The organism is Roseicyclus marinus (assembly GCF_030163795.1).
GTDB classification, from domain to species: Bacteria; Pseudomonadota; Alphaproteobacteria; order Rhodobacterales; family Rhodobacteraceae; genus Roseicyclus; species Roseicyclus marinus.
Genome location: NZ_JASJOF010000001.1, coordinates 393,444 through 410,648 on the forward strand (window position 1 = coordinate 393,444; position 17,205 = coordinate 410,648).

The 17,205-nt window shown below is 64.4% G+C and carries 15 protein-coding genes; 8 read left to right on the top strand and 7 right to left on the bottom strand.

Annotated elements, in window-relative coordinates; translation table 11 throughout:
• Window positions 1–197 precede the first annotated feature (197 nt).
• Window positions 198–1,631, top strand: a complete 1,434-nt coding sequence (locus QQK63_RS02050; RefSeq protein ID WP_277826501.1) for a Glu/Leu/Phe/Val family dehydrogenase — start codon at window positions 198–200, stop codon at window positions 1,629–1,631.
• Between the two features lie 6 nt (window positions 1,632–1,637).
• Here QQK63_RS02050 and QQK63_RS02055 read toward each other — a convergent pair whose 3' ends face one another.
• Window positions 1,638–2,162 (bottom strand): hypothetical protein, encoded by a 525-nt coding sequence (locus tag QQK63_RS02055; protein WP_277826503.1) that lies wholly within the window; start codon window positions 2,160–2,162, stop codon window positions 1,638–1,640.
• Window positions 2,163–2,342: 180 nt separating this feature from the next.
• Here QQK63_RS02055 and QQK63_RS02060 point away from each other — a divergent pair, with 180 nt between their 5' ends.
• Window positions 2,343–3,254 carry a pirin family protein gene (locus QQK63_RS02060; protein ID WP_277826505.1) on the top strand — a complete coding sequence of 304 codons (912 nt, stop codon included), beginning with the start codon at window positions 2,343–2,345 and terminating at the stop codon, window positions 3,252–3,254.
• Window positions 3,255–3,263: 9 nt separating this feature from the next.
• On the opposite strand, the gene QQK63_RS02065 is transcribed toward QQK63_RS02060, so the two are convergent.
• On the bottom strand, window positions 3,264–3,635 hold the full coding sequence (locus tag QQK63_RS02065) for a hypothetical protein (protein WP_277826507.1): 372 nt from the start codon (window positions 3,633–3,635) through the stop codon (window positions 3,264–3,266).
• A gap of 113 nt (window positions 3,636–3,748) precedes the next feature.
• On the opposite strand from QQK63_RS02065, the gene QQK63_RS02070 reads away from it, so the two are divergent.
• The 3 genes from QQK63_RS02070 (at window position 3,749) to QQK63_RS02080 (ending at window position 6,412) form a co-directional block, all read left to right on the top strand.
• Window positions 3,749–4,513, top strand: coding sequence for an alpha/beta fold hydrolase (locus QQK63_RS02070; protein WP_277827778.1), 765 nt, complete (start codon window positions 3,749–3,751; stop codon window positions 4,511–4,513).
• Between the two features lie 140 nt (window positions 4,514–4,653).
• The gene (locus tag QQK63_RS02075; protein ID WP_277826509.1) at window positions 4,654–5,367 is read left to right on the top strand and encodes a transposase; all 714 of its coding nucleotides are present in this window, start codon (window positions 4,654–4,656) and stop codon (window positions 5,365–5,367) included.
• A gap of 55 nt (window positions 5,368–5,422) precedes the next feature.
• On the top strand, window positions 5,423–6,412 hold the full coding sequence (locus QQK63_RS02080; RefSeq protein ID WP_277826511.1) for a P63C domain-containing protein: 990 nt from the start codon (window positions 5,423–5,425) through the stop codon (window positions 6,410–6,412).
• 210 nt (window positions 6,413–6,622) lie between these two features.
• Here QQK63_RS02080 and lepA read toward each other — a convergent pair whose 3' ends face one another.
• On the bottom strand, window positions 6,623–8,422 hold the full coding sequence (lepA, locus tag QQK63_RS02085; RefSeq protein WP_277826513.1) for a translation elongation factor 4: 1,800 nt from the start codon (window positions 8,420–8,422) through the stop codon (window positions 6,623–6,625).
• Between the two features lie 202 nt (window positions 8,423–8,624).
• Between lepA and QQK63_RS02090 the strand changes: the two genes are divergently transcribed.
• Together QQK63_RS02090 and QQK63_RS02095 are read left to right on the top strand one after the other, a co-directional pair.
• Window positions 8,625–9,731, top strand: coding sequence for a hypothetical protein (locus tag QQK63_RS02090; RefSeq protein ID WP_277826515.1), 1,107 nt, complete (start codon window positions 8,625–8,627; stop codon window positions 9,729–9,731).
• A 303-nt stretch (window positions 9,732–10,034) separates the two neighbouring features.
• Window positions 10,035–10,355, top strand: a complete 321-nt coding sequence (locus QQK63_RS02095; RefSeq protein ID WP_277826517.1) for a hypothetical protein — start codon at window positions 10,035–10,037, stop codon at window positions 10,353–10,355.
• Window positions 10,356–10,387: 32 nt separating this feature from the next.
• Here the strand turns inward: QQK63_RS02095 and QQK63_RS02100 are convergent, their stop codons facing one another.
• Entirely contained in the window at window positions 10,388–10,822 is a 435-nt protein-coding gene (locus QQK63_RS02100) for a low molecular weight protein-tyrosine-phosphatase (RefSeq protein WP_277826519.1), read from the bottom strand.
• Between the two features lie 110 nt (window positions 10,823–10,932).
• On the opposite strand from QQK63_RS02100, the gene QQK63_RS02105 reads away from it, so the two are divergent.
• Window positions 10,933–11,616 carry an NAD-dependent deacylase gene (locus tag QQK63_RS02105; RefSeq protein WP_277826521.1) on the top strand — a complete coding sequence of 228 codons (684 nt, stop codon included), beginning with the start codon at window positions 10,933–10,935 and terminating at the stop codon, window positions 11,614–11,616.
• Window positions 11,617–11,641: 25 nt separating this feature from the next.
• Here the strand turns inward: QQK63_RS02105 and QQK63_RS02110 are convergent, their stop codons facing one another.
• The 3 genes from QQK63_RS02110 to QQK63_RS02120 all read right to left on the bottom strand — a co-directional run bounded on the left by QQK63_RS02110 (window position 11,642) and on the right by QQK63_RS02120 (window position 17,022).
• Window positions 11,642–12,133: a copper chaperone PCu(A)C gene (locus tag QQK63_RS02110; RefSeq protein ID WP_277826523.1), complete on the bottom strand. Its 492-nt coding sequence runs from the start codon at window positions 12,131–12,133 to the stop codon at window positions 11,642–11,644.
• Window positions 12,134–12,177: 44 nt separating this feature from the next.
• Window positions 12,178–12,594 carry a hypothetical protein gene (locus tag QQK63_RS02115; RefSeq protein WP_277826525.1) on the bottom strand — a complete coding sequence of 139 codons (417 nt, stop codon included), beginning with the start codon at window positions 12,592–12,594 and terminating at the stop codon, window positions 12,178–12,180.
• Window positions 12,595–12,672: 78 nt separating this feature from the next.
• On the bottom strand, window positions 12,673–17,022 hold the full coding sequence (locus tag QQK63_RS02120) for a Hint domain-containing protein (RefSeq protein ID WP_277826527.1): 4,350 nt from the start codon (window positions 17,020–17,022) through the stop codon (window positions 12,673–12,675).
• Window positions 17,023–17,205 lie beyond the last annotated feature (183 nt).

The following is a 17,205-nucleotide window of genomic DNA, read 5'->3' on the forward strand; positions in this document are numbered from 1 at the left end:
CACGGCTCCGACCCTCTGTGTTACCCCCAAGCACGGCGAAAATTGGGCATCTTCTTGCTGTAAACAGGAAGGTCACCTTCCGGTGTCAGGGGCCGGACCACGCAATGGGTTGAGACGCGTGCCCTCCTGTGCCCTTGTTATGGGCGAGTCGGCGCGGGCCTGACCGGTCGACCCACCGACAATGGGAGGAGATGCCAATGAACCCGCGCAACGGCGAACCGAGTTTCCGACAATCCGTCGACCTGATGTTCACCCGTGCCGCGGCGCTGATGGATCTGCCCCCGGGGCTGGAGGAAAAGATCCGGGTCTGCAACTCGACCTATACCGTGCGCTTCGGCGTGCGCCTGCGCGGCGAGATCCACACGTTCACCGGCTACCGGTCGGTCCATTCCGAACATACCGAACCGGTCAAGGGCGGCATCCGCTATGCCCTGTCCGTCAACCAAGACGAGGTGGAGGCGCTGGCCGCGCTGATGACCTACAAATGCGCGCTGGTCGAAGCGCCCTTCGGCGGGTCCAAGGGCGGGCTTTGCATCGATCCCCGCCAATGGGATCAGGACGAGATCGAAAAGATCACCCGCCGCTTCGCCTATGAACTTATCAAGCGCGACCTCATCCACCCGGCGCAGAACGTGCCCGCCCCCGACATGGGCACGGGCGAACGCGAGATGGCCATCATTGCCGATCAATATGCACGGATGAACACCACCGATATCAACGCCCGGGCCTGTGTCACCGGCAAGCCGATCCACGCGGGCGGCATCCAGGGCCGGGTCGAGGCGACAGGCCGCGGCGTGCAATACGCGCTACAGGAATTCTTCCGCCATCCCGAGGATGTGGCCAAGGCGGGCCTCTCCGGCACGCTCGACGGCAAGCGCGTGATCGTGCAGGGCCTGGGCAACGTCGGCTATCACGCGGCGCTCTTTCTGAGCACCGAAGATGGCTGCCAGGTCACCCATGTGATCGAGCACGACGGTGGGCTGTCGAACCCGGACGGGCTCGACATCGTGGCGCTGCGCGACTGGATCGTGACGCACGGCGGCGTCAGGGATTGCCCCTTGGGCACCTATCATGAAAACGGCGCCAAGCTGCTGGAGGAAGACTGCGACATCCTGATCCCCGCCGCGATGGAAGGCGTGATCAACATGCACAATGCCGCCGCCATCAAGGCCTCGCTGATCATCGAGGCGGCCAACGGACCTGTGACGGCGGGTGCCGATGAAATCCTGCGCCACAAGGGCACGGTCATCATCCCCGATCTTTACGCCAATGCGGGCGGCGTGACGGTCAGCTATTTCGAATGGGTCAAGAACCTGTCCCACATCCGCTTCGGCCGGATGCAGCGCCGTCAGGAAGAGGCGCGGCACCAGCTTATCGTGGACGAATTGGAACGCATCAGCCGCGACAGTTCTATCAACTGGACGCTGTCGCCCGGCTTCAAGGAGAAATACCTGCGCGGGGCCGGTGAACTGGAATTGGTCCGCTCGGGCCTCGACGATACGATGCGCGCCGCCTACCAGTCGATGCGCGAGGTCTGGTGGACCCATGACAAGGTGACCGACCTGCGCACGGCGGCGTTCCTCGTCAGCATCGACCGGGTGGCGAAAAGCTACACCGCCAAGGGGATCTGAGGCGGCTCAACCGCGGCGGGGCAATTCGCCCCGCTGTTCGGCGAGGATGATCCGGATCAGGTCGGCCACGGGCTTGGCCTGGCTTCCTGCCGTCGCCCCGCCCACGGCCACGCGCCGCCCCGACCGGTACCAGAGCGCGGGCGCATAGACCCGTCCCCGTGTCGTCGGTGCCTTCAACCGCACAAGGAACCCGCCCGCAGGCTTGAAGGCAAAGACTGAACGGTCGACGCTGTCGACCTCGTCATGGGTGAACAAGATGCGCCCCCCCGCCTCGCGGAGCGAGCTGCGGGTCAATTCCAGCGTCACGCCCGTCGCCATCCAGACCCGCCATGACAGGTACAGCGCCCCCACGCCCATCACGATGAGAAACAATAACCAACCCGGATCGGCCGGGGGCGTCGCGGCCGCCACATAGACCAGCAACAGCCCTAAAAGGCCGACGACACCCGTTGTGAACACGCGCCGGATCGGATGCGGGTCGATGGTGGCCAGCACCTCGTTCGGGTCGGGGGTCTTGTCGCGTTTCGCCATGTCGCTCCGCCTTGCGCTTTCCCGCCCCTTAGCGTGTCAGCCGGCCCTTGGCGAGGGGTTGGCCGTCCCCCCACCCGCCGCATCCCTGCACCGTTGCACAGGATCGGTGTGGCCGCCCGCATTGCGCGCCTTCCTGCGCCTGCTACATCTGCACCATCACGCCATTGAAGGGATGATGCCATGTCGATCCGCCCCGTTCTCGAAACCCGCAAGGCCCGTCCGACGATGGAGGGCGCAGGCGTCCACCTGCACCGCGCCTTCGGTTTTCAGGATCCCTCCGAACTGGATCCGTTCCTGCTTTTCGACGATTTCCGCAACGACCACCCCGATTTCTACCGCGATGGCTTTCCATGGCACCCGCATCGGGGGATCGAGACCATCACCTATGTGCTGGCGGGAACGGTCGAACATGCCGACAGCCTTGGCAACCGCGGGCGTCTGGGCGCGGGATCGGTGCAATGGATGACCGCCGGATCGGGCATCTTGCATCAGGAAATGCCGCTCGGAAACAAGCACGGGCAGATGCACGGCTTCCAGCTTTGGGGCAACCTGCCCGGCAGCCAGAAGATGACCGCGCCGCGCTACCAAGACATCCAGGGTGCCGAAATCCCCGAGGTGACGGATGACGACGGCACCCATGTGCGCGTGATCACCGGCGAATTCTGGGGCAAGCGTGGCCCGGTCGACGGCATTGCCGCCGATCCGCAATACCTCGACGTGACCGTGCCCGCCGGCCTCCGCAAGACGTTCCGCATCGACACCTATCGCCGCGCCTTCGCGTATGTCTTCGAAGGAGCAGGGTCCTTTTCCGATGCCTCCCGCCCCCAGGGCGTCCTGCTCGAAAAGGAGGTCCGGGGCCGCGAGGTGAACATCCGCGATATGTCGGGCGACCGCACGCTCGTCCGCTTCGGCTCAGGGGACGAGGTGACGGTTCAGGCCGGGCCGCAAGGGGTGCGGTTCCTTTTGATCTCGGGCGCGCCCATCGAGGAGCCGGTTGCATGGCACGGCCCGATCGTGATGAACACACAGGCCGAAATCCAGCAAGCGATGCGCGATCTCAGGAACGGGACCTTCATCAAGCCCGCGCATTGAGCGGGTGGGTCACACGCCCCCCTGCCAATGCAGGAGCGCGAGGCCCGCACCGATCAGCAGCGCCAGTTTGAACCCGATTTCCGCCATCAGGAACGCCCGGTCGCGCGCAGCGCGGGCGCCGGGTTCGTAGCGGGAAAGGCCTGCCCGCAGACGCCCCGCCGCTTGCCGGATCAAGGCGGGATCTGTGCGCGCCGCAAGCGTGGGATGGACCAGCCGTGCCTCCAAAGCGGCCAGATCGCGCGCCGCCGCGCGCGCCTCGGCCGGCATCAGGCGACCGGCGCGGCGCACCGCATGGCCAAGGCTCTTGCCCCGCACGTTCAGACGCTGGGAGATTTCATCCCGCAATTCCGCGTGCAGCGTCGCAAGTGCACGTTCGTCCATGGAATCGGCCCCCCGGCTGTCATGACCCTCAGACCCTAGTCGACAGCGGCCGGATCGCTCAACCCTCCGGATTTCTCTGGCCACGGACCCGCGCCTTGCCCTATCCCTGCGCCATGCTGCGCACACTGACCGAGGGCCTTGATACCGCCCACCCGCCCATTCTGATCGCCCATGGTCTCTTCGGCTCTGCCCGGAACTGGGGCGTGATCGCCAAGCGCCTCTCCGACACGCGGCGGGTGATCATGGTCGACATGCGCAACCATGGCGAAAGCCCGTGGACCGACAGCCACGCCTACCCCGATCTGGCCGAAGATCTGGCCGAAGTGATCGCGGCCAATGGCGGGCAGGCGGATGTGCTGGGCCATTCCATGGGCGGCAAGGCGGCCATGGCCTTGAGTTTGTTGCAGTCTTCGGCGGTGCGCCGGTTGATCGTGGCCGATATCGCGCCGGTCGCTTATGGCCACACGCAGCAGCATCTGATCGATGCGATGCGGGCGATCGACCTGTCCCGGGTCGAGACGCGGGGGGATGCGGACCGGCAATTGGCCGTGCATGTGCAGACGGCGGGGGTGCGCGCGTTCTTGCTGCAATCTCTTGATGTCAAAGCGAAAAAATGGCGCTTGAACCTGGATGTCTTGGAACGGTTCATGCCCGAGATTCTCGGCTGGCCCGACCTGCCCGGGGCCTATGACGGGCCTGCGCTGTTCTTGTCGGGCGCAGAGTCCGACTACGTGAAGCCCGAGCATCGTCCGACGATCAAGACGCTTTTTCCAAGCGCGAAATTCGCCAAGATCCCCGGCGCGGGCCACTGGCTTCATGCCGACCGCCCGCGCGAATTCGAAGCCACGATCCGCGCGTTTTTCGGGGCCGGGGACTAACAGCGGGCCGGTAGGGACGCAGTAGGTTTCACGTAGGGTTCCTGTCGTGAAGTCGTAGGTACAAGTGCGGGGCTGGGCCGCACGGGTCGGGCCGCACCCGTTTACTTCGGTTTAATCCTGTTTCGGACAGGCTGGTCCCGATGTCGGAGTATCGCCGCCCGCCCGTGACCGGGGCACTCGTGTTCTTCACCGTCACGCTCGCCGCGCGGGGCGGGGATGTGTTGGTGCGCGAGGTGGATCTGTTGCGGGAGGCGGTGCGGGTGACGCGAGCCGAGCGGCCTTTTGGCATCGAGGCATTTGTGGTTCTGCCCGATCATATCCACGCGGTGTGGCAGATGCCGCCGGGGGACCGGGCGTACGGCGTGCGATGGGGCGCGATCAAGGCGCGGTTCACCCGCGCGGTGCGGGAAAAATACGGGTCGGATGAATCGGGATGTAGGGTGGGGTTTTACCCCACCGATGGCGCGCGGGACGGGCCGGGGTATGGGCCGGTATGTAGGCCGGGCTTCAGCCCGGCACCACCCGCACCACCGCCATACACATACCCCACCGATCTCCCCGTCGTTCGGTCGGGCAGATATGCCGGGCTGAAGCCCGGCCTACGGCGTGAGAAACGCGAACAGGCCGTGTGGCAACGCCGGTTCTGGGAACACCACATCCGCGACGAGGCCGATTACTGGGCGCATGTGCGGTATTGTTGGATGAACCCAGTGAAACACGGCTTCGTCGCGCGGCCGGAGGATTGGCCGTTTTCCTCGATCCATCGGGATGGGCGGTATGTGCCGGGGATGGATTTGTGGTTGTGGGGTGGAACTCCAACCTGCGGGTTGTCACTAAATTTATGCTTGCATTAATTTGGATGCAAGCACATGCTTGCACCAAGAAAGTGCAAGAAGGATGCTGTGTATCATGATGGACGGTCATCATTCAAAAGGCGGGCGATCTCGAGCAGAGAACCTTTCCCCGGAACGCCGGGCAGAGATCGCTCGAAAAGCTGCAGCAGCGCGATGGGGAAATCTTCGAGAGGCGATTGGGCACGAAGGGTCACTTACAATCGGGGGTGCTGAACTTGCCTGCTATGTGTTGGACGATGAAACAAGGGTGCTCTCTCGGGCAAGTTTTGTTCGGGCTATAGGGCGCACTGGAAAGGTAAAGGGTGGCAGGAAGTTCGATGATGAATTCCAAACACCTGTATTCCTCTCAGCGGAGAATTTGCGAACTTTCTTTCCTTCAGACTTAGTAGAGAATGCAAAGCCAATTCTCTTTACCCACAACGGCATGGAGATGATCGGGTACCGGGCTGAGTTGCTTCCGGATGTCTGTGATATCTTTGCGGATGCTGAACGTGCTGGCGTACTGCGAGCCAACCAAATGCACATCGCAGAAGCCTGCAGGATCCTCAGCCGTGGCCTCACGCGTGTCGGGATTATTGGGCTTGTAGATGAAGCAACCGGCTACCAGAAGTTTCGAGCTGCCAATGCTCTTGCGCAGGTCCTTGAGAAATTCATCGCGAAAGAACTTCAACCGTGGATGAAGACATTTCCCGAAGAATTCTATGAGGAGCTTTTTCGCCTTCGTGGGATCAACAACTACGGCGAAACGGTGAAGCGTCCGCAATACTTTGGACATCTGACAAACGATATTGTCTACAGTCGATTAGCACCGGGAGTTAAGGAGGAACTAGGGAGAACGACCCCAAAGCTTCCATCTGGCCGACGCAAGCATCAGATGCACAGGAAGCTGACACCTGACCTTGGGCACCCGAAGCTCCGTGAGCATTTGGCATCTGTAACCACGATTATGAAACTAAGCGATGACTACAGTGATTTCGTCAGAAAGCTGGATCGGGTTCATCCACGGTTTGGAGATACTATTCCGATGGATTTTGGCGGACAATAAAGCCCCCTAGCTTACCAATAGCCAGTGCTACTTTGCTGGCACAGTGGGCGTACGCGTAGCACAAATCCCTCGCCTCTTTAGCGCATTGGTGAACGCTGATTTCGCCGCCAGCGCCCAGCTTTCCACCGAGTGGGCCCGCAGACTTTTGCAGGCAAAAGTCGCTTTCGCCCACCGTTAACACCCATGGTCAGCACATGCTGACCATGGGTGTTACCCATCCATCTTCAACGCATTGATAAACGCGCTCTGCGGGATCTCGACCTTGCCGAACTGGCGCATCTTCTTCTTCCCGGCCTTTTGCTTGTCCAACAACTTCCGCTTGCGGGTCGCGTCGCCGCCGTAGCATTTGGCCGTCACGTCCTTCCTCAGCGCGGCAATCGTCTCGCGCGCGATGACGCGGCCGCCGATGGCTGCCTGGATCGGGATCTTGAACATGTGGCGCGGGATCAGGTCCTTGAGTTTCTCGCACATGGCGCGGCCCCGCATCTCGGCCCGGTCGCGGTGGACCATGATCGAGAGCGCATCGACCGGTTCGTCATTCACGAGGATCTGCATCTTGACGAGGTAATCCTCGCGGTAGCCGATCATCTGGTAATCGAAGGAGGCATAGCCCTTGGTCACGGATTTCAGCCGGTCGTAGAAATCGAAGACCACCTCGTTCAGCGGCAGGTCATAGACGACCATGGCGCGCGAGCCCGCATAGGTGAGGTCGAGCTGTTCGCCGCGCCGGTCCTGGCAGAGCTTCAGCACGTCGCCGAGGTATTCGTCGGGGACAAGGATGGTCGCCTTGATCCGCGGCTCCTCGATATGGTCGACATGGGTGAGGTCGGGCATGTCGGCGGGGTTGTGCAGCTCGACCATGGAGCCGTCGCGCATGTGGACATGGTAGATGACCGAGGGCGCGGTGGTGATCAGGTCGATGTCATATTCGCGCTCGAGCCGGTCGCGGATGACCTCGAGGTGCAAAAGCCCGAGGAAGCCGCAGCGGAAGCCGAAGCCAAGCGCGGCGGAGGTTTCCATCTCGAAGGTGAAGGAGGCGTCGTTGAGCGCGAGTTTTTCCATCGCGTCGCGGAGGTCTTCGAAATCATTCGCATCGACGGGGAAGAGGCCGCAGAAGACCACGGGGATCGACGGTTTGAAGCCCGGCAGCGCGGTGGCGCATTGCTTTTTCTCATGCGTGACCGTGTCGCCCACGCGGGTGTCGCGGACCTGCTTGATCTGGGCTGTGAAAAACCCGATCTCGCCCGGCCCAAGCTCCGCGATATCCTGCATGGCGGGTTTGAAGACGCCCAGGCGGTCGATCTGGTAGGTGCCGCCGGTTTTCATCATGCGGATGCGGTCGCCCTTTTTCACCACGCCGTCGATGACGCGGATCAGGACGACGACGCCGAGATAGGGGTCGTAATAGCTGTCGACCAGCATCGCCTTGAGGGGCGCGTCGCGTTCGCCCTTGGGGGCGGGCAGGCGGGTGACGATGGCCTCCAGCACCTCGGGGATGCCGAGGCCCGTCTTGGCCGAGATCGGCACGGCGTCCGAGGCGTCGATGCCGATCACATCCTCGATCTGTTCCTTGACGCGGTCGGGTTCGGCGGCGGGCAGGTCGATCTTGTTCAGAACCGGCACGATCTCGTGGTTGGCGTCGATGGCCTGGTAGACATTGGCAAGCGTCTGCGCCTCGACCCCCTGGGAGGCGTCGACGACCAGAAGCGAGCCTTCGACGGCCTGCATGGAGCGGCTGACCTCGTAGGCGAAATCGACATGGCCGGGGGTGTCGATCAGGTTCAGGACATAGGTGTGGCCGTCCTTGGCCGGGTATTCGATGCGGACGGTGTTGGCCTTGATCGTGATGCCGCGCTCGCGCTCGATATCCATGCTGTCGAGCATCTGTTCCTGCATGTCGCGTTCGGCCACCGTGCCGGTCAGCTGGATCAGCCGGTCGGCGAGGGTGGATTTGCCGTGGTCGATATGGGCGACGATGGAGAAGTTGCGGATACGGTTGAGGTCGGTCATGGCGGCCTGCATCGGGTATGGGTTGCAGGGGGAGATAGCGGAAGGGTGGGGGCAGGGGAAGGGGATGCGGCGATTGAGGCGGTCGGCGGGGTGATGGCCCCGGTGATGCTTCCGGGCGGGGAACGGGCGGAGGCTGGGGTTTGCGATTGCGGGAGGGGTATGGCGGGGTAAGGTGAAGGCGTAGAAGAGTGAGTGTAAGTGCGTGCCGGTAAAGAATGACGAGGAGTTTCGGGCGTGGCTGGAGGAGCAGCCTAGGGCGGTTTGCACCGCCATTGCCTATCGCGCGGCGATGCGGGTTTTTCCACGTGTTGGCCAGAGTCCTTCTGCGGTTCTTTATCTGAGGATGGCAAGATCTTTGATCGTCACTGCCTGCTTTGTGGTTCGACCAGGTTCCTTTGATAAGTCTTTCCTTTCTGACTCCTTTTATGCGGCGGCGGCGGACACTTTTTCTTCATTCGCGGATGCAGCATTCTCTGCCCATTTCGCTACATTCGATGACAAGCCTGATACCGCGGCCGCGAGCGCTGTTCATGCGTCTACACGCGAGCGTGCTGAAGGATACTCTGCGGATGACGATCAGAATAATACGTTGAGTTGGTTGCATCATTTGTGGCGGGAAGTCGAAGCAGACGTGCTTGTTGTCGAGCAAACTGGCCCAGAACACCTGTCTCGTGCGCCTCTCTGGTCGCAATTCGAGCACCCGCCGGAATTCTCTCAAGCGTATGAAGAGTTCATCAGGTTCTCGCGTTCTTCGGATCTGCTGTGGACCTTCTGGACCAAGTGGTATGACCGGGCCATGGCGGGCGATCCTTTGCCATGGGACTTGCAAGAACAAATCGCGCTGATCCCGAACGAGATTTGGGAGGCCGGGCCGGAAGCGGTAGCGGAGGAGATCGCGCGGATCGAGGCGGCCTTTGAGCTGCGCGAACGGATTGCGGAGGTCGAGGCCGATCAAGCCAACAAGGCCGAGAAACGTCTGGGTATCGGAGGCAACAATCCGCCCGAGGAAATCCACGATCCGGAGACAGCGCAGCAGGTCCTCATGCTTTGGGAGAGCATCGCGGGCCTTAAGGAAGAGGTTGAGGCGGACAAGCCTGATACGCGGCGGGTTGCTGCATTGATCGAACGGCTAGGTGCCGCTTTAAAGGCGGTCATCGCATGGTGTGGCCGCAAGGGCGATTTGATTGTCGATACATCCATCAAATGGGGCGTGCCTGCTGCCGGTGGTGGCTATTTCCTAGTAAACCCTGCCAAGGCAGAAGCAGTGCTCAAGGCCGCGCAGGCTTGGCTGCCGTTTCTTGCACCCTGATCTTGTGCCCCGGCGCGTTAACAGCGGGCCAAGGGCCCGCCGCGCTATCGACGGGCCTGCCCCGGGCCCGGCGATTTGGTGATGCTGGGTGCTTCGCTCGAGCTGCGTCCGGACTTGGTTGGCATAAAGCGCTTAGAATGTCCGTTGGATCGCCGATCCCAGGCCCGTCGATTGCGCGGGCTCATGCCTCGGGGCGCTTTTGCGCATCCACGTGGACAGACGCGGCGATTCGGCGCAAAATGGCGGGATAGGCGGGCGATAGATCCGTCACCCCAAGGCAGTTTCCCATATTGAGGCCCCCAGATGACGAGATCCGTATCCTTTCTGTCCATGCTGGCGCTGGTCGCCGCGGGCATGGCCATCGCTCCGCAACCCGCCGGGGCGAACCCGATCGAACGCGCCTGCCTGCAATCGGGGCGGCCCGCCGCCAACCGGGCGCTGTGCGATTGCATCGGGCGCGCCGCGCAGCAGACGCTGACGGGCGGCCAGATGCGCGCGGGCGCGCGGTTCTTTCAGGATCCGCAGCGCGCGCAGGATGTGCGGCAGTCCAACCGCCGCAACGACGAGGAATTGTGGCGCGCGTGGCGCAATTTCGGCGAAACCGCCGAGGCCATGTGCCGGTGATCGCGCAGCTCTGATCTGATCGCGTGCGGCGCCTAGAGCTGCTCGGACCAAGCCTGCGCAGCCTGAACGATCAGGGCGGCCACCCCGTCGAAATCGCGGGTGTAATAGGGATCGGGCACATCGCCGCCCCCCAAGGGGTCAAGGTAGAGGGCAAGGCGCGCGCCGCCGCCGGGGTCGAGCGCCTGAAGGTCGCGCAGGTTCTGCCTGTCCATCGCGAGGATCAGGTCGAAACGGCCGAAATCGGCGGGCCGGACCTGCCGCGCGCGCAACTCCGCCATCGCGAGTCCCAGCTGCCGCCCCGCCGCCTGCATCGGCGGATAGGGGGCATCGCCCACATGCCAACCGCCGGTGCCCGCGCTGTCCACCTCTGCCCGCGCGCCCAGTTCGGCGCGCAACGCGGCCTCTGCCGTGGGCGAGCGGCAGATATTGCCTAGACAGACGCAGAGGATCCGGATGGGATGGCTCATGTGATACCGACCTGGGGGTGTTCGGAATGCGGCGATCCTGTCTGTCTAACCGTCCCGTCCCGTTCGGGCCAGCGGGGTCTTGCCCCGTTGCGCGGCGGGGATAGGGCGGGATGCGGATCGTCATCCTGACCGGCGCGGGCATTTCGGCGGAAAGCGGCCTTGGCACCTTTCGTGACAAGGATGGTCTGTGGACCCGCTACGACCTTCGGCAGGTGGCCACGCCCGAGGGCTTTGCCCGCGACCCCGATCTTGTCCATGCCTTCTATAATGCACGCCGCGGCAATGCGCTTGATGCCGCCCCGAACGAGGCGCATCGCGCCCTGGCCCGGTTGCAGGGCGCGCGCGCGGGCGTGACGCTGGTGACGCAGAACATCGACGATCTGCATGAACGGGCCGGCGCGCGCGAGGTGATCCACATGCACGGGCAGATCACGCGGGCGCTCTGCGCGGCCTGTGACCACCGCTGGGACGCCCCGCGCGAGATGGCCCCGCGCGATGCCTGCCCCAACTGCGCGGCGCGGGCCACGCGGCCCGATATCGTCTGGTTCGGGGAATTTCCCTATCACATGGACCGCATCGCCGAGGCGCTGGCCGCCTGCGATCTGTTCGTGGCCATCGGCACCTCGGGCGAGGTCTACCCCGCGGCCGGTTTCGTCGAGGAGGCGGCGGGTTTCGGCGCCGAGACGCTGGAGATCAATCTCGAACCCTCCGCCCCGGGACGGTTCGACCGCGTGATCGGCGGACCCGCCACGCGGTCGGTGCCGGCCTGGGTCGCCGAGGTTCTGGGCGGCTGAGAGCGAGCCGCCCAGACGAAGCCCGTCAGCCGCCGTGGTGCTGGCCGTGGCCTTGCCCATGGTCCATGCCGCCGCCATGCCCCGGCATCCGTTCCAGATCGACGGGCATGGTGACGGTCAGGGGCGGCGCGGTCTCGAATTCCAGCGTCACGGTGATCTCGTCGCCGTGGTTCAGCGGCTGGCGCAGCCCAAGGAACATCACATGCAGCCCGCCGCGGTCGAACAGCACGGTTTCCCCGGCCGGAAGCACGACCCCGTCTTCCAGCTGCACCATCTGCATCACGCCATCCGCGTTCTGGACATGCGTATGCAGTTCGACGCGTTCGGCGATCTCCGACACGGCGCCAAGGATACGGTCATCGGCATCGCCGGTATTGGTCACGGCCATGAAGGCCGCGCCCGAGATCGCCATCGGGCTGGCAGCGCGGGCATAGGGGTCGCTCACCTGCACCTCGGCAAGCGCCAGAATGGGCGCTGCGGCAAGCGCGCCTGCGAAAAGAATGGTTTTGAGGGACATGGAATGTCTCCGGTCTGGATGTTGGAAAAAGGTCCGGTGTCGCGTCACGCCACGGCGGGCGGTGCGCGGGCCGGACCACCGGGGCAGGCCCCGGTCGCCATCCAGTCGGATCGGGGGGAAAGGTACGCCTCGGCCCGATGCATTCCGGGCGCGAGGGCCACGGGCGGGGCGGGCGGCAGCGCCGCCGCCGCGATCACGCAATCGAGGCAGATGTCGCGCTCCAGCGTGACCGGCGCGCCATCGGCATCGAACAGCGGCAGGCCGTCATGGGCAAGGACGATGGGCGTGGGTCCCGTGACCGAACACAGCTGCCGATCCGCCGCCATTGCGCCGCGCGCCATGCCCAGCCCGATGCCGGTGAGGACCAGCACAAGGATGAGTGCCGGGATCAACGCCGGGATCACGGCCGGGACCGGCACGCGAACCACGGGCTTCAGGGACAGGGGACGCACGGGCTTCATGCCGCGATATCTGGGCCAAGCCCTGCAGACGGGGAACGCGACAAAACGACAGGTGCCGTCCCGCCCTCCCGCGTCAGGTCACAGCGAGGCCAGCGCCGCGCCCCGCTCGGCCGTTGCCCGCGCCGGACGGGTGATGCGGCGGGCGGCGGTGCGCGCGGCCGTGGACGGGCAGGGGGGCTGGAACAGCAGCGTCCCCTCGCGCAGCGCCTTTTGCGCCGCCCGCACACACAGGATCGGACGCGCCGCGGGATAGCCCGACAGCCCCTTCCCGTCGGTCACCCGCGACAACAACGCGCGCGCGGCCGCGGATTGGTCAGGTGCCATCATCCGCAGCGCCATCGTGCCGGGATAGAAGCTTTCGGTCAGGACGCCGTTCGAGATCAGCACATGGTGCCGGTCGAGCATGATATGGTGATAGACAACCGACCGGCAGCCGCCCATCTGGCGCACGCCCGGTTGGCCCAGCAGGCTTTTCGCCGGAACGAGGATACCCCCGGCTTCGCCCGGTGCCGCCAGCAGCACCCGGTGTTGCGGTGACACGATCAGGTCGCGCTCCGGCCGCCCCGGCCCCAGACATCCCGCCTTGAGCAGGATCGGTTTCTCGGGATGCGGGGCGCGGGACCAATCGCGCGCCGTGGCCCCCGTCCAGACAAGCGGGCGCGCGCCCTGGTCGAGCGTGGTGACAAGATCGCCCACCGCCAGATCCTCGACCGCGATCTCGCCGCGCGGGGTTGCGATCCGCGTGCCGCTGGCGAAACAGATCACGCCCGTATTCTCGAAATAGAGCTGGTTTGCGTTGACCGGTTGGCCGTCCGCACCGCGGATCTGAAGCCCGCCCACCTCGGCCAGCGCGCCGTCATCGGCATGATCGGCGCGCAGCCAATCGATGGGGCGCAGGTAGGTGTTGCCGGGATTGGCGGCATTCCACGCGGCCAGCGTGGTTTCGTTGTAATAGGCGGAAAGATCGACGAAATCATTGTCCGTCTGGTCGGGGGTTCCGCCGCCCTCGATGCCCGTCGAGGTGTCGAAATCGGTGATGATGTCGCCGCCGTCGTCGACCACGAAGACATCCGGCCCGGCCCCGCCCGTCAGCGTGTCGGCCCCGCTGCCGCCGATCAGCGTGTCGTTGCCCAGCCCGCCCGCGATGCTGTCGTCATCCGCGCCGCCGTCGATGCTGTCGTCGCCCGAGCCGCCGGTCAGGATGTCGTCGCCGCCCAGGCCGTCGAGCGTGACGCCCGCGCCGTCGGCGGTCGCGTCCACCGTGTCGGCCTGGTTGGTCAGGCGCAGGCGCTCGATCTCGCTGAACTCGCCGGTGTCGCCGTCGCTGTCGGTGTAGCTGCCGCTTTCGGAGCCGTCGAACAGGACGTTGACGGCATCATCCGCGACCGAGAAGTCGAGCAGGTCGACATCCGTGCCGTCCACATCCTCGCCGCCGATGATCGTGGCATTGCCATAGCCGACCTCGAACGTGTCCGACCCGGTGCCGCCGTCCAGCGTGGCGTTGCCGGTGGTGTCGATCAGGTAGTCGTTGCCCGCGCCCCCCGACAGGCTGTCGCCCGCGCCGGTGTTGTTGCCCGCGACCAGCGTGTCGTTGCCCTCACCGCCGAGCAGGGTGTCGTCGCCATCGCCGCCCGAGAGTGAATCGTTGCCGTCATCGCCCGACAGCAGGTCGTTGCCCCCTTCGCCCAGGATCACGTCGTCGCCTGCGCCACCCGACAGGGTGTCGTTGCTGCTCAACCCGGCCTGCGTCCTCAGCGACACGTTGTCGATGAAGGGGCCGTTGGCATCCGCGGTCGAGGTCACTTCGCGGAATTCGAGCCGGTCGGTGCCGCCGCTGCCCGTGACGGTGTAGGTGAAGGTCTGCCAGCTGTTGGTGGTGGGCGTGACCGTGTCGATCAGCCGCCCGCCGAACCAGACCTGGAAGCTGTCCGTCGCGCCCGCAAAACGCTGCTGCGCCTGGAAGCTCAGCGTCAGGGGCTCGCCTGCGGGGGTGGCCACGTCCTGGTAGATGTTGTCGACGGCGCTATCGGCGTCGATCTCGGCATAGTTGGACCCATCGGCGGCATTGACCCCTGCGGCGCCATTGCCCTGCACCTCGATGATGCCGCTGTCCGACCTCCAGCCCGCGAGCGTGCCGTTGTTGAAATACTGCCAGTTGCCGTTGGGCACGCCCGCTTCGAACGAGCCGTTCGTCAACAGGTTCGGCCCGGCGGCCGTGGTGGGCGACCCGCCCGCGATCGTGTCGTTGCCGTCGCCGCCAAGGATCGAATCGTTGCCCGTGCCCCCCGTCAGGCTGTCGGCCCCGGCACCGCCCTCGATCGTGTCGTTGCCGCCGCCGCCGGTGACCGTGTCGTTGCCGCCCCCGGCGCGGATCAGGTTGGCATCCGCCGCGCCGGTCAGACTGTCATTGCCGTCGGCGGTGAACAGGTTCTCGAAATTGGTGAAATTCTGTGCGCCCGGCTGGCCGTCCGCAACGACCCCGCTCACCATGTTGACCGTCAGGTTGCGGTCATCGGCCGGGTCCAGCACCAGCGTGTCGTTGCCCGCCCCGCCGTTCAGCGTATCGTCGCCGGCAAAGGTGCCATCGACGATGACGACGTCGTTGCCGCCGCCAGCATCGACGGTATCCGACCCTTCGCCCGCGTTGATCGTGTCGTTGCCGTCGCCGCCCAGAACGCTGTCGTTTCCGTCACCCCCCGTGATCGTGTCAGCGCCAAGGCCGCCATAGACCGTGTCGTTGCCGCTGCCGCCGATCAGGCTGTCATTGCCTGCGCCGCCATTGATCAGGTCGTCGCCCGCACCGCCATCGACCGTGTCGTCGCCCGTCGCTGCAACAAACCGCACGTTGTCGAGAAGCGTGCCCGAGGAGTTGTTGTTGCCGATCTCGGTGAAGCGGACCGTGTAGGTGCCGGTGGTGGGCAGGGCCACGTCCAGCGAAAAGGTTTCCCAGACCGTGTTCGAGGTCGGGATGATAGTCCGCGAATCGATCACCGTGCCGGATCCGTTCAGGATCTGGATCGTGAACCCATCGACGCCCACGGTGCCCGCGGGACGCGTGACCGCATCGACGGACAACCGCGCCACGCCGGGTTCGGTGACGGTAAAGCTTTGTTGCAGCACCGTGATGGGACCGGCATTTCCGTCCATCTCGAAGACGTTGTTCGTCGTGCTGCCACCGGGGAGGTAGTTGCTTTCGACGTTGATCTCGGGATCGGTACCGGTCCATCCGGTCATGCCGGACGAAAACGTGCCGTTCACGATCGTCGGAGTGACGAAATCCCCGCTGAGCAAATCGTTGCCGTCGCCGCCCGAGATCGAGTCGTTCCCGGCCCCGCCCGCCGCGGTGTCCGTACCTGTGCCTGCGTTGATCGTGTCGTTGGCTGTGCCGCCGCTGATGCGGTCATTGCCCTCTTCGCCATTCAGCGACAGGGCGGTGTTGCTGTCGCCCCCGTCGAGGATGTCGTTGTTCGCCGTCCCCGAGAACACCTCGAACCCGGTAAAACTGCCGGTCGTGGCGCCCGAGTAATGGCTGAACGTGCCCGAACCGCCCGCGTTGATGTCGACGTTGGCCCCGGTGCTGCTTTGAAAATTGGTGAAGTCCAGCAGGTCGTTGCCGGTGCCGCCGTTCAGGCTGTTGTTGCCGGCATTGTCCCAGACCCTGATGGTGTCGTCGCCATCTTCCAGGAAGATGGTGTCGTTGCCGATGCTCAGTTCGACCCGGTCATTGCCCGATCCGGCATAGACAAGGTCGTTGCCGCCCCAATCGTCGATGATGTCATTGCCGGCCCCGCCCAGAACGGTGTCGTTGCCGGCATCGGCGTTGATCGTATCGTTGCCGTCCCCGCCGAGGATGTAGTCGTTGCCCGTGGTGATCTGATCACCCTGTGCATCGGTGAACCCCGAGCCGAGGTTCATGTTGTCGTTGCCCGCCGTCCCGTCGACGGCGGTCTTGAAATCCCCCGGAAACCGGTCGGCGGTCATGTCGCCGGTGTTCGTCTCGACGCTCACAAGGTTGAGCGACAGGATCGGCGCGAGCGTCAGCGCGGCTTGGTCGGCGTTGTTCGTGATCTCGGGCGCAAGGTAGGTGTTGCCGTTGACATCCTGAAAGACGACAGCCGTGATATTCGCCGTTGTGCCGTCCACATAGGTGATGATCGCGTTGTAGGTGGCGACCGCGTCGAAATTCTGTGGCGCACCGCCGTTGATCCGGAAACTGTCGAACCCGCCACCGTTGTCGGTGTCATAGGTGTCGTTGGCATCCTCGGTCAGGCGTTCGGGTGTCAGGAAGCGGATGTTGCTGTTCAGCGGGTTGGCGGTGCTGCCATAGGTTCCGAGGATGCCCGCGGCGTTTTCGGCCACCTCGTTGCCCTGCGTCGTATCGATCAGCGGCAGGGTGCCGAGGAAGATGACTTCGAAACTCGTGGCCATGATAAAACCTGTACGTCCCTATATCCGCAGCCTGCGGAACGGGCCCTGTCCGTGAAACCTTGAGACACACCGCGCCTCAGGGGATGTACGATTGGAATTGGGACATCTTTAGGGCAAAATCGGCGCTAAGACGGGGTATGGTGACTTTTCGGACACGCAAACGGGCCGGCGCGACACGCCGAT

Bases quoted from the DNA above. Each gene is read 5' to 3' on its own strand.
- QQK63_RS02050 (WP_277826501.1), top strand. From the start codon at position 198: ATGAACCCGCGCAACGGCGAACCGAGTTTCCGACAATCCGTCGACCTG.
- QQK63_RS02055 (WP_277826503.1), bottom strand. From the start codon at position 2,162: ATGGCGAAACGCGACAAGACCCCCGACCCGAACGAGGTGCTGGCCACC.
- QQK63_RS02060 (WP_277826505.1), top strand. From the start codon at position 2,343: ATGTCGATCCGCCCCGTTCTCGAAACCCGCAAGGCCCGTCCGACGATG.
- QQK63_RS02065 (WP_277826507.1), bottom strand. From the start codon at position 3,635: ATGGACGAACGTGCACTTGCGACGCTGCACGCGGAATTGCGGGATGAA.
- QQK63_RS02070 (WP_277827778.1), top strand. From the start codon at position 3,749: ATGCTGCGCACACTGACCGAGGGCCTTGATACCGCCCACCCGCCCATT.
- QQK63_RS02075 (WP_277826509.1), top strand. From the start codon at position 4,654: ATGTCGGAGTATCGCCGCCCGCCCGTGACCGGGGCACTCGTGTTCTTC.
- QQK63_RS02080 (WP_277826511.1), top strand. From the start codon at position 5,423: ATGATGGACGGTCATCATTCAAAAGGCGGGCGATCTCGAGCAGAGAAC.
- lepA (WP_277826513.1), bottom strand. From the start codon at position 8,422: ATGACCGACCTCAACCGTATCCGCAACTTCTCCATCGTCGCCCATATC.
- QQK63_RS02095 (WP_277826517.1), top strand. From the start codon at position 10,035: ATGACGAGATCCGTATCCTTTCTGTCCATGCTGGCGCTGGTCGCCGCG.
- QQK63_RS02100 (WP_277826519.1), bottom strand. From the start codon at position 10,822: ATGAGCCATCCCATCCGGATCCTCTGCGTCTGTCTAGGCAATATCTGC.
- QQK63_RS02105 (WP_277826521.1), top strand. From the start codon at position 10,933: ATGCGGATCGTCATCCTGACCGGCGCGGGCATTTCGGCGGAAAGCGGC.
- QQK63_RS02110 (WP_277826523.1), bottom strand. From the start codon at position 12,133: ATGTCCCTCAAAACCATTCTTTTCGCAGGCGCGCTTGCCGCAGCGCCC.
- QQK63_RS02115 (WP_277826525.1), bottom strand. From the start codon at position 12,594: ATGAAGCCCGTGCGTCCCCTGTCCCTGAAGCCCGTGGTTCGCGTGCCG.
- QQK63_RS02120 (WP_277826527.1), bottom strand. From the start codon at position 17,022: ATGGCCACGAGTTTCGAAGTCATCTTCCTCGGCACCCTGCCGCTGATC.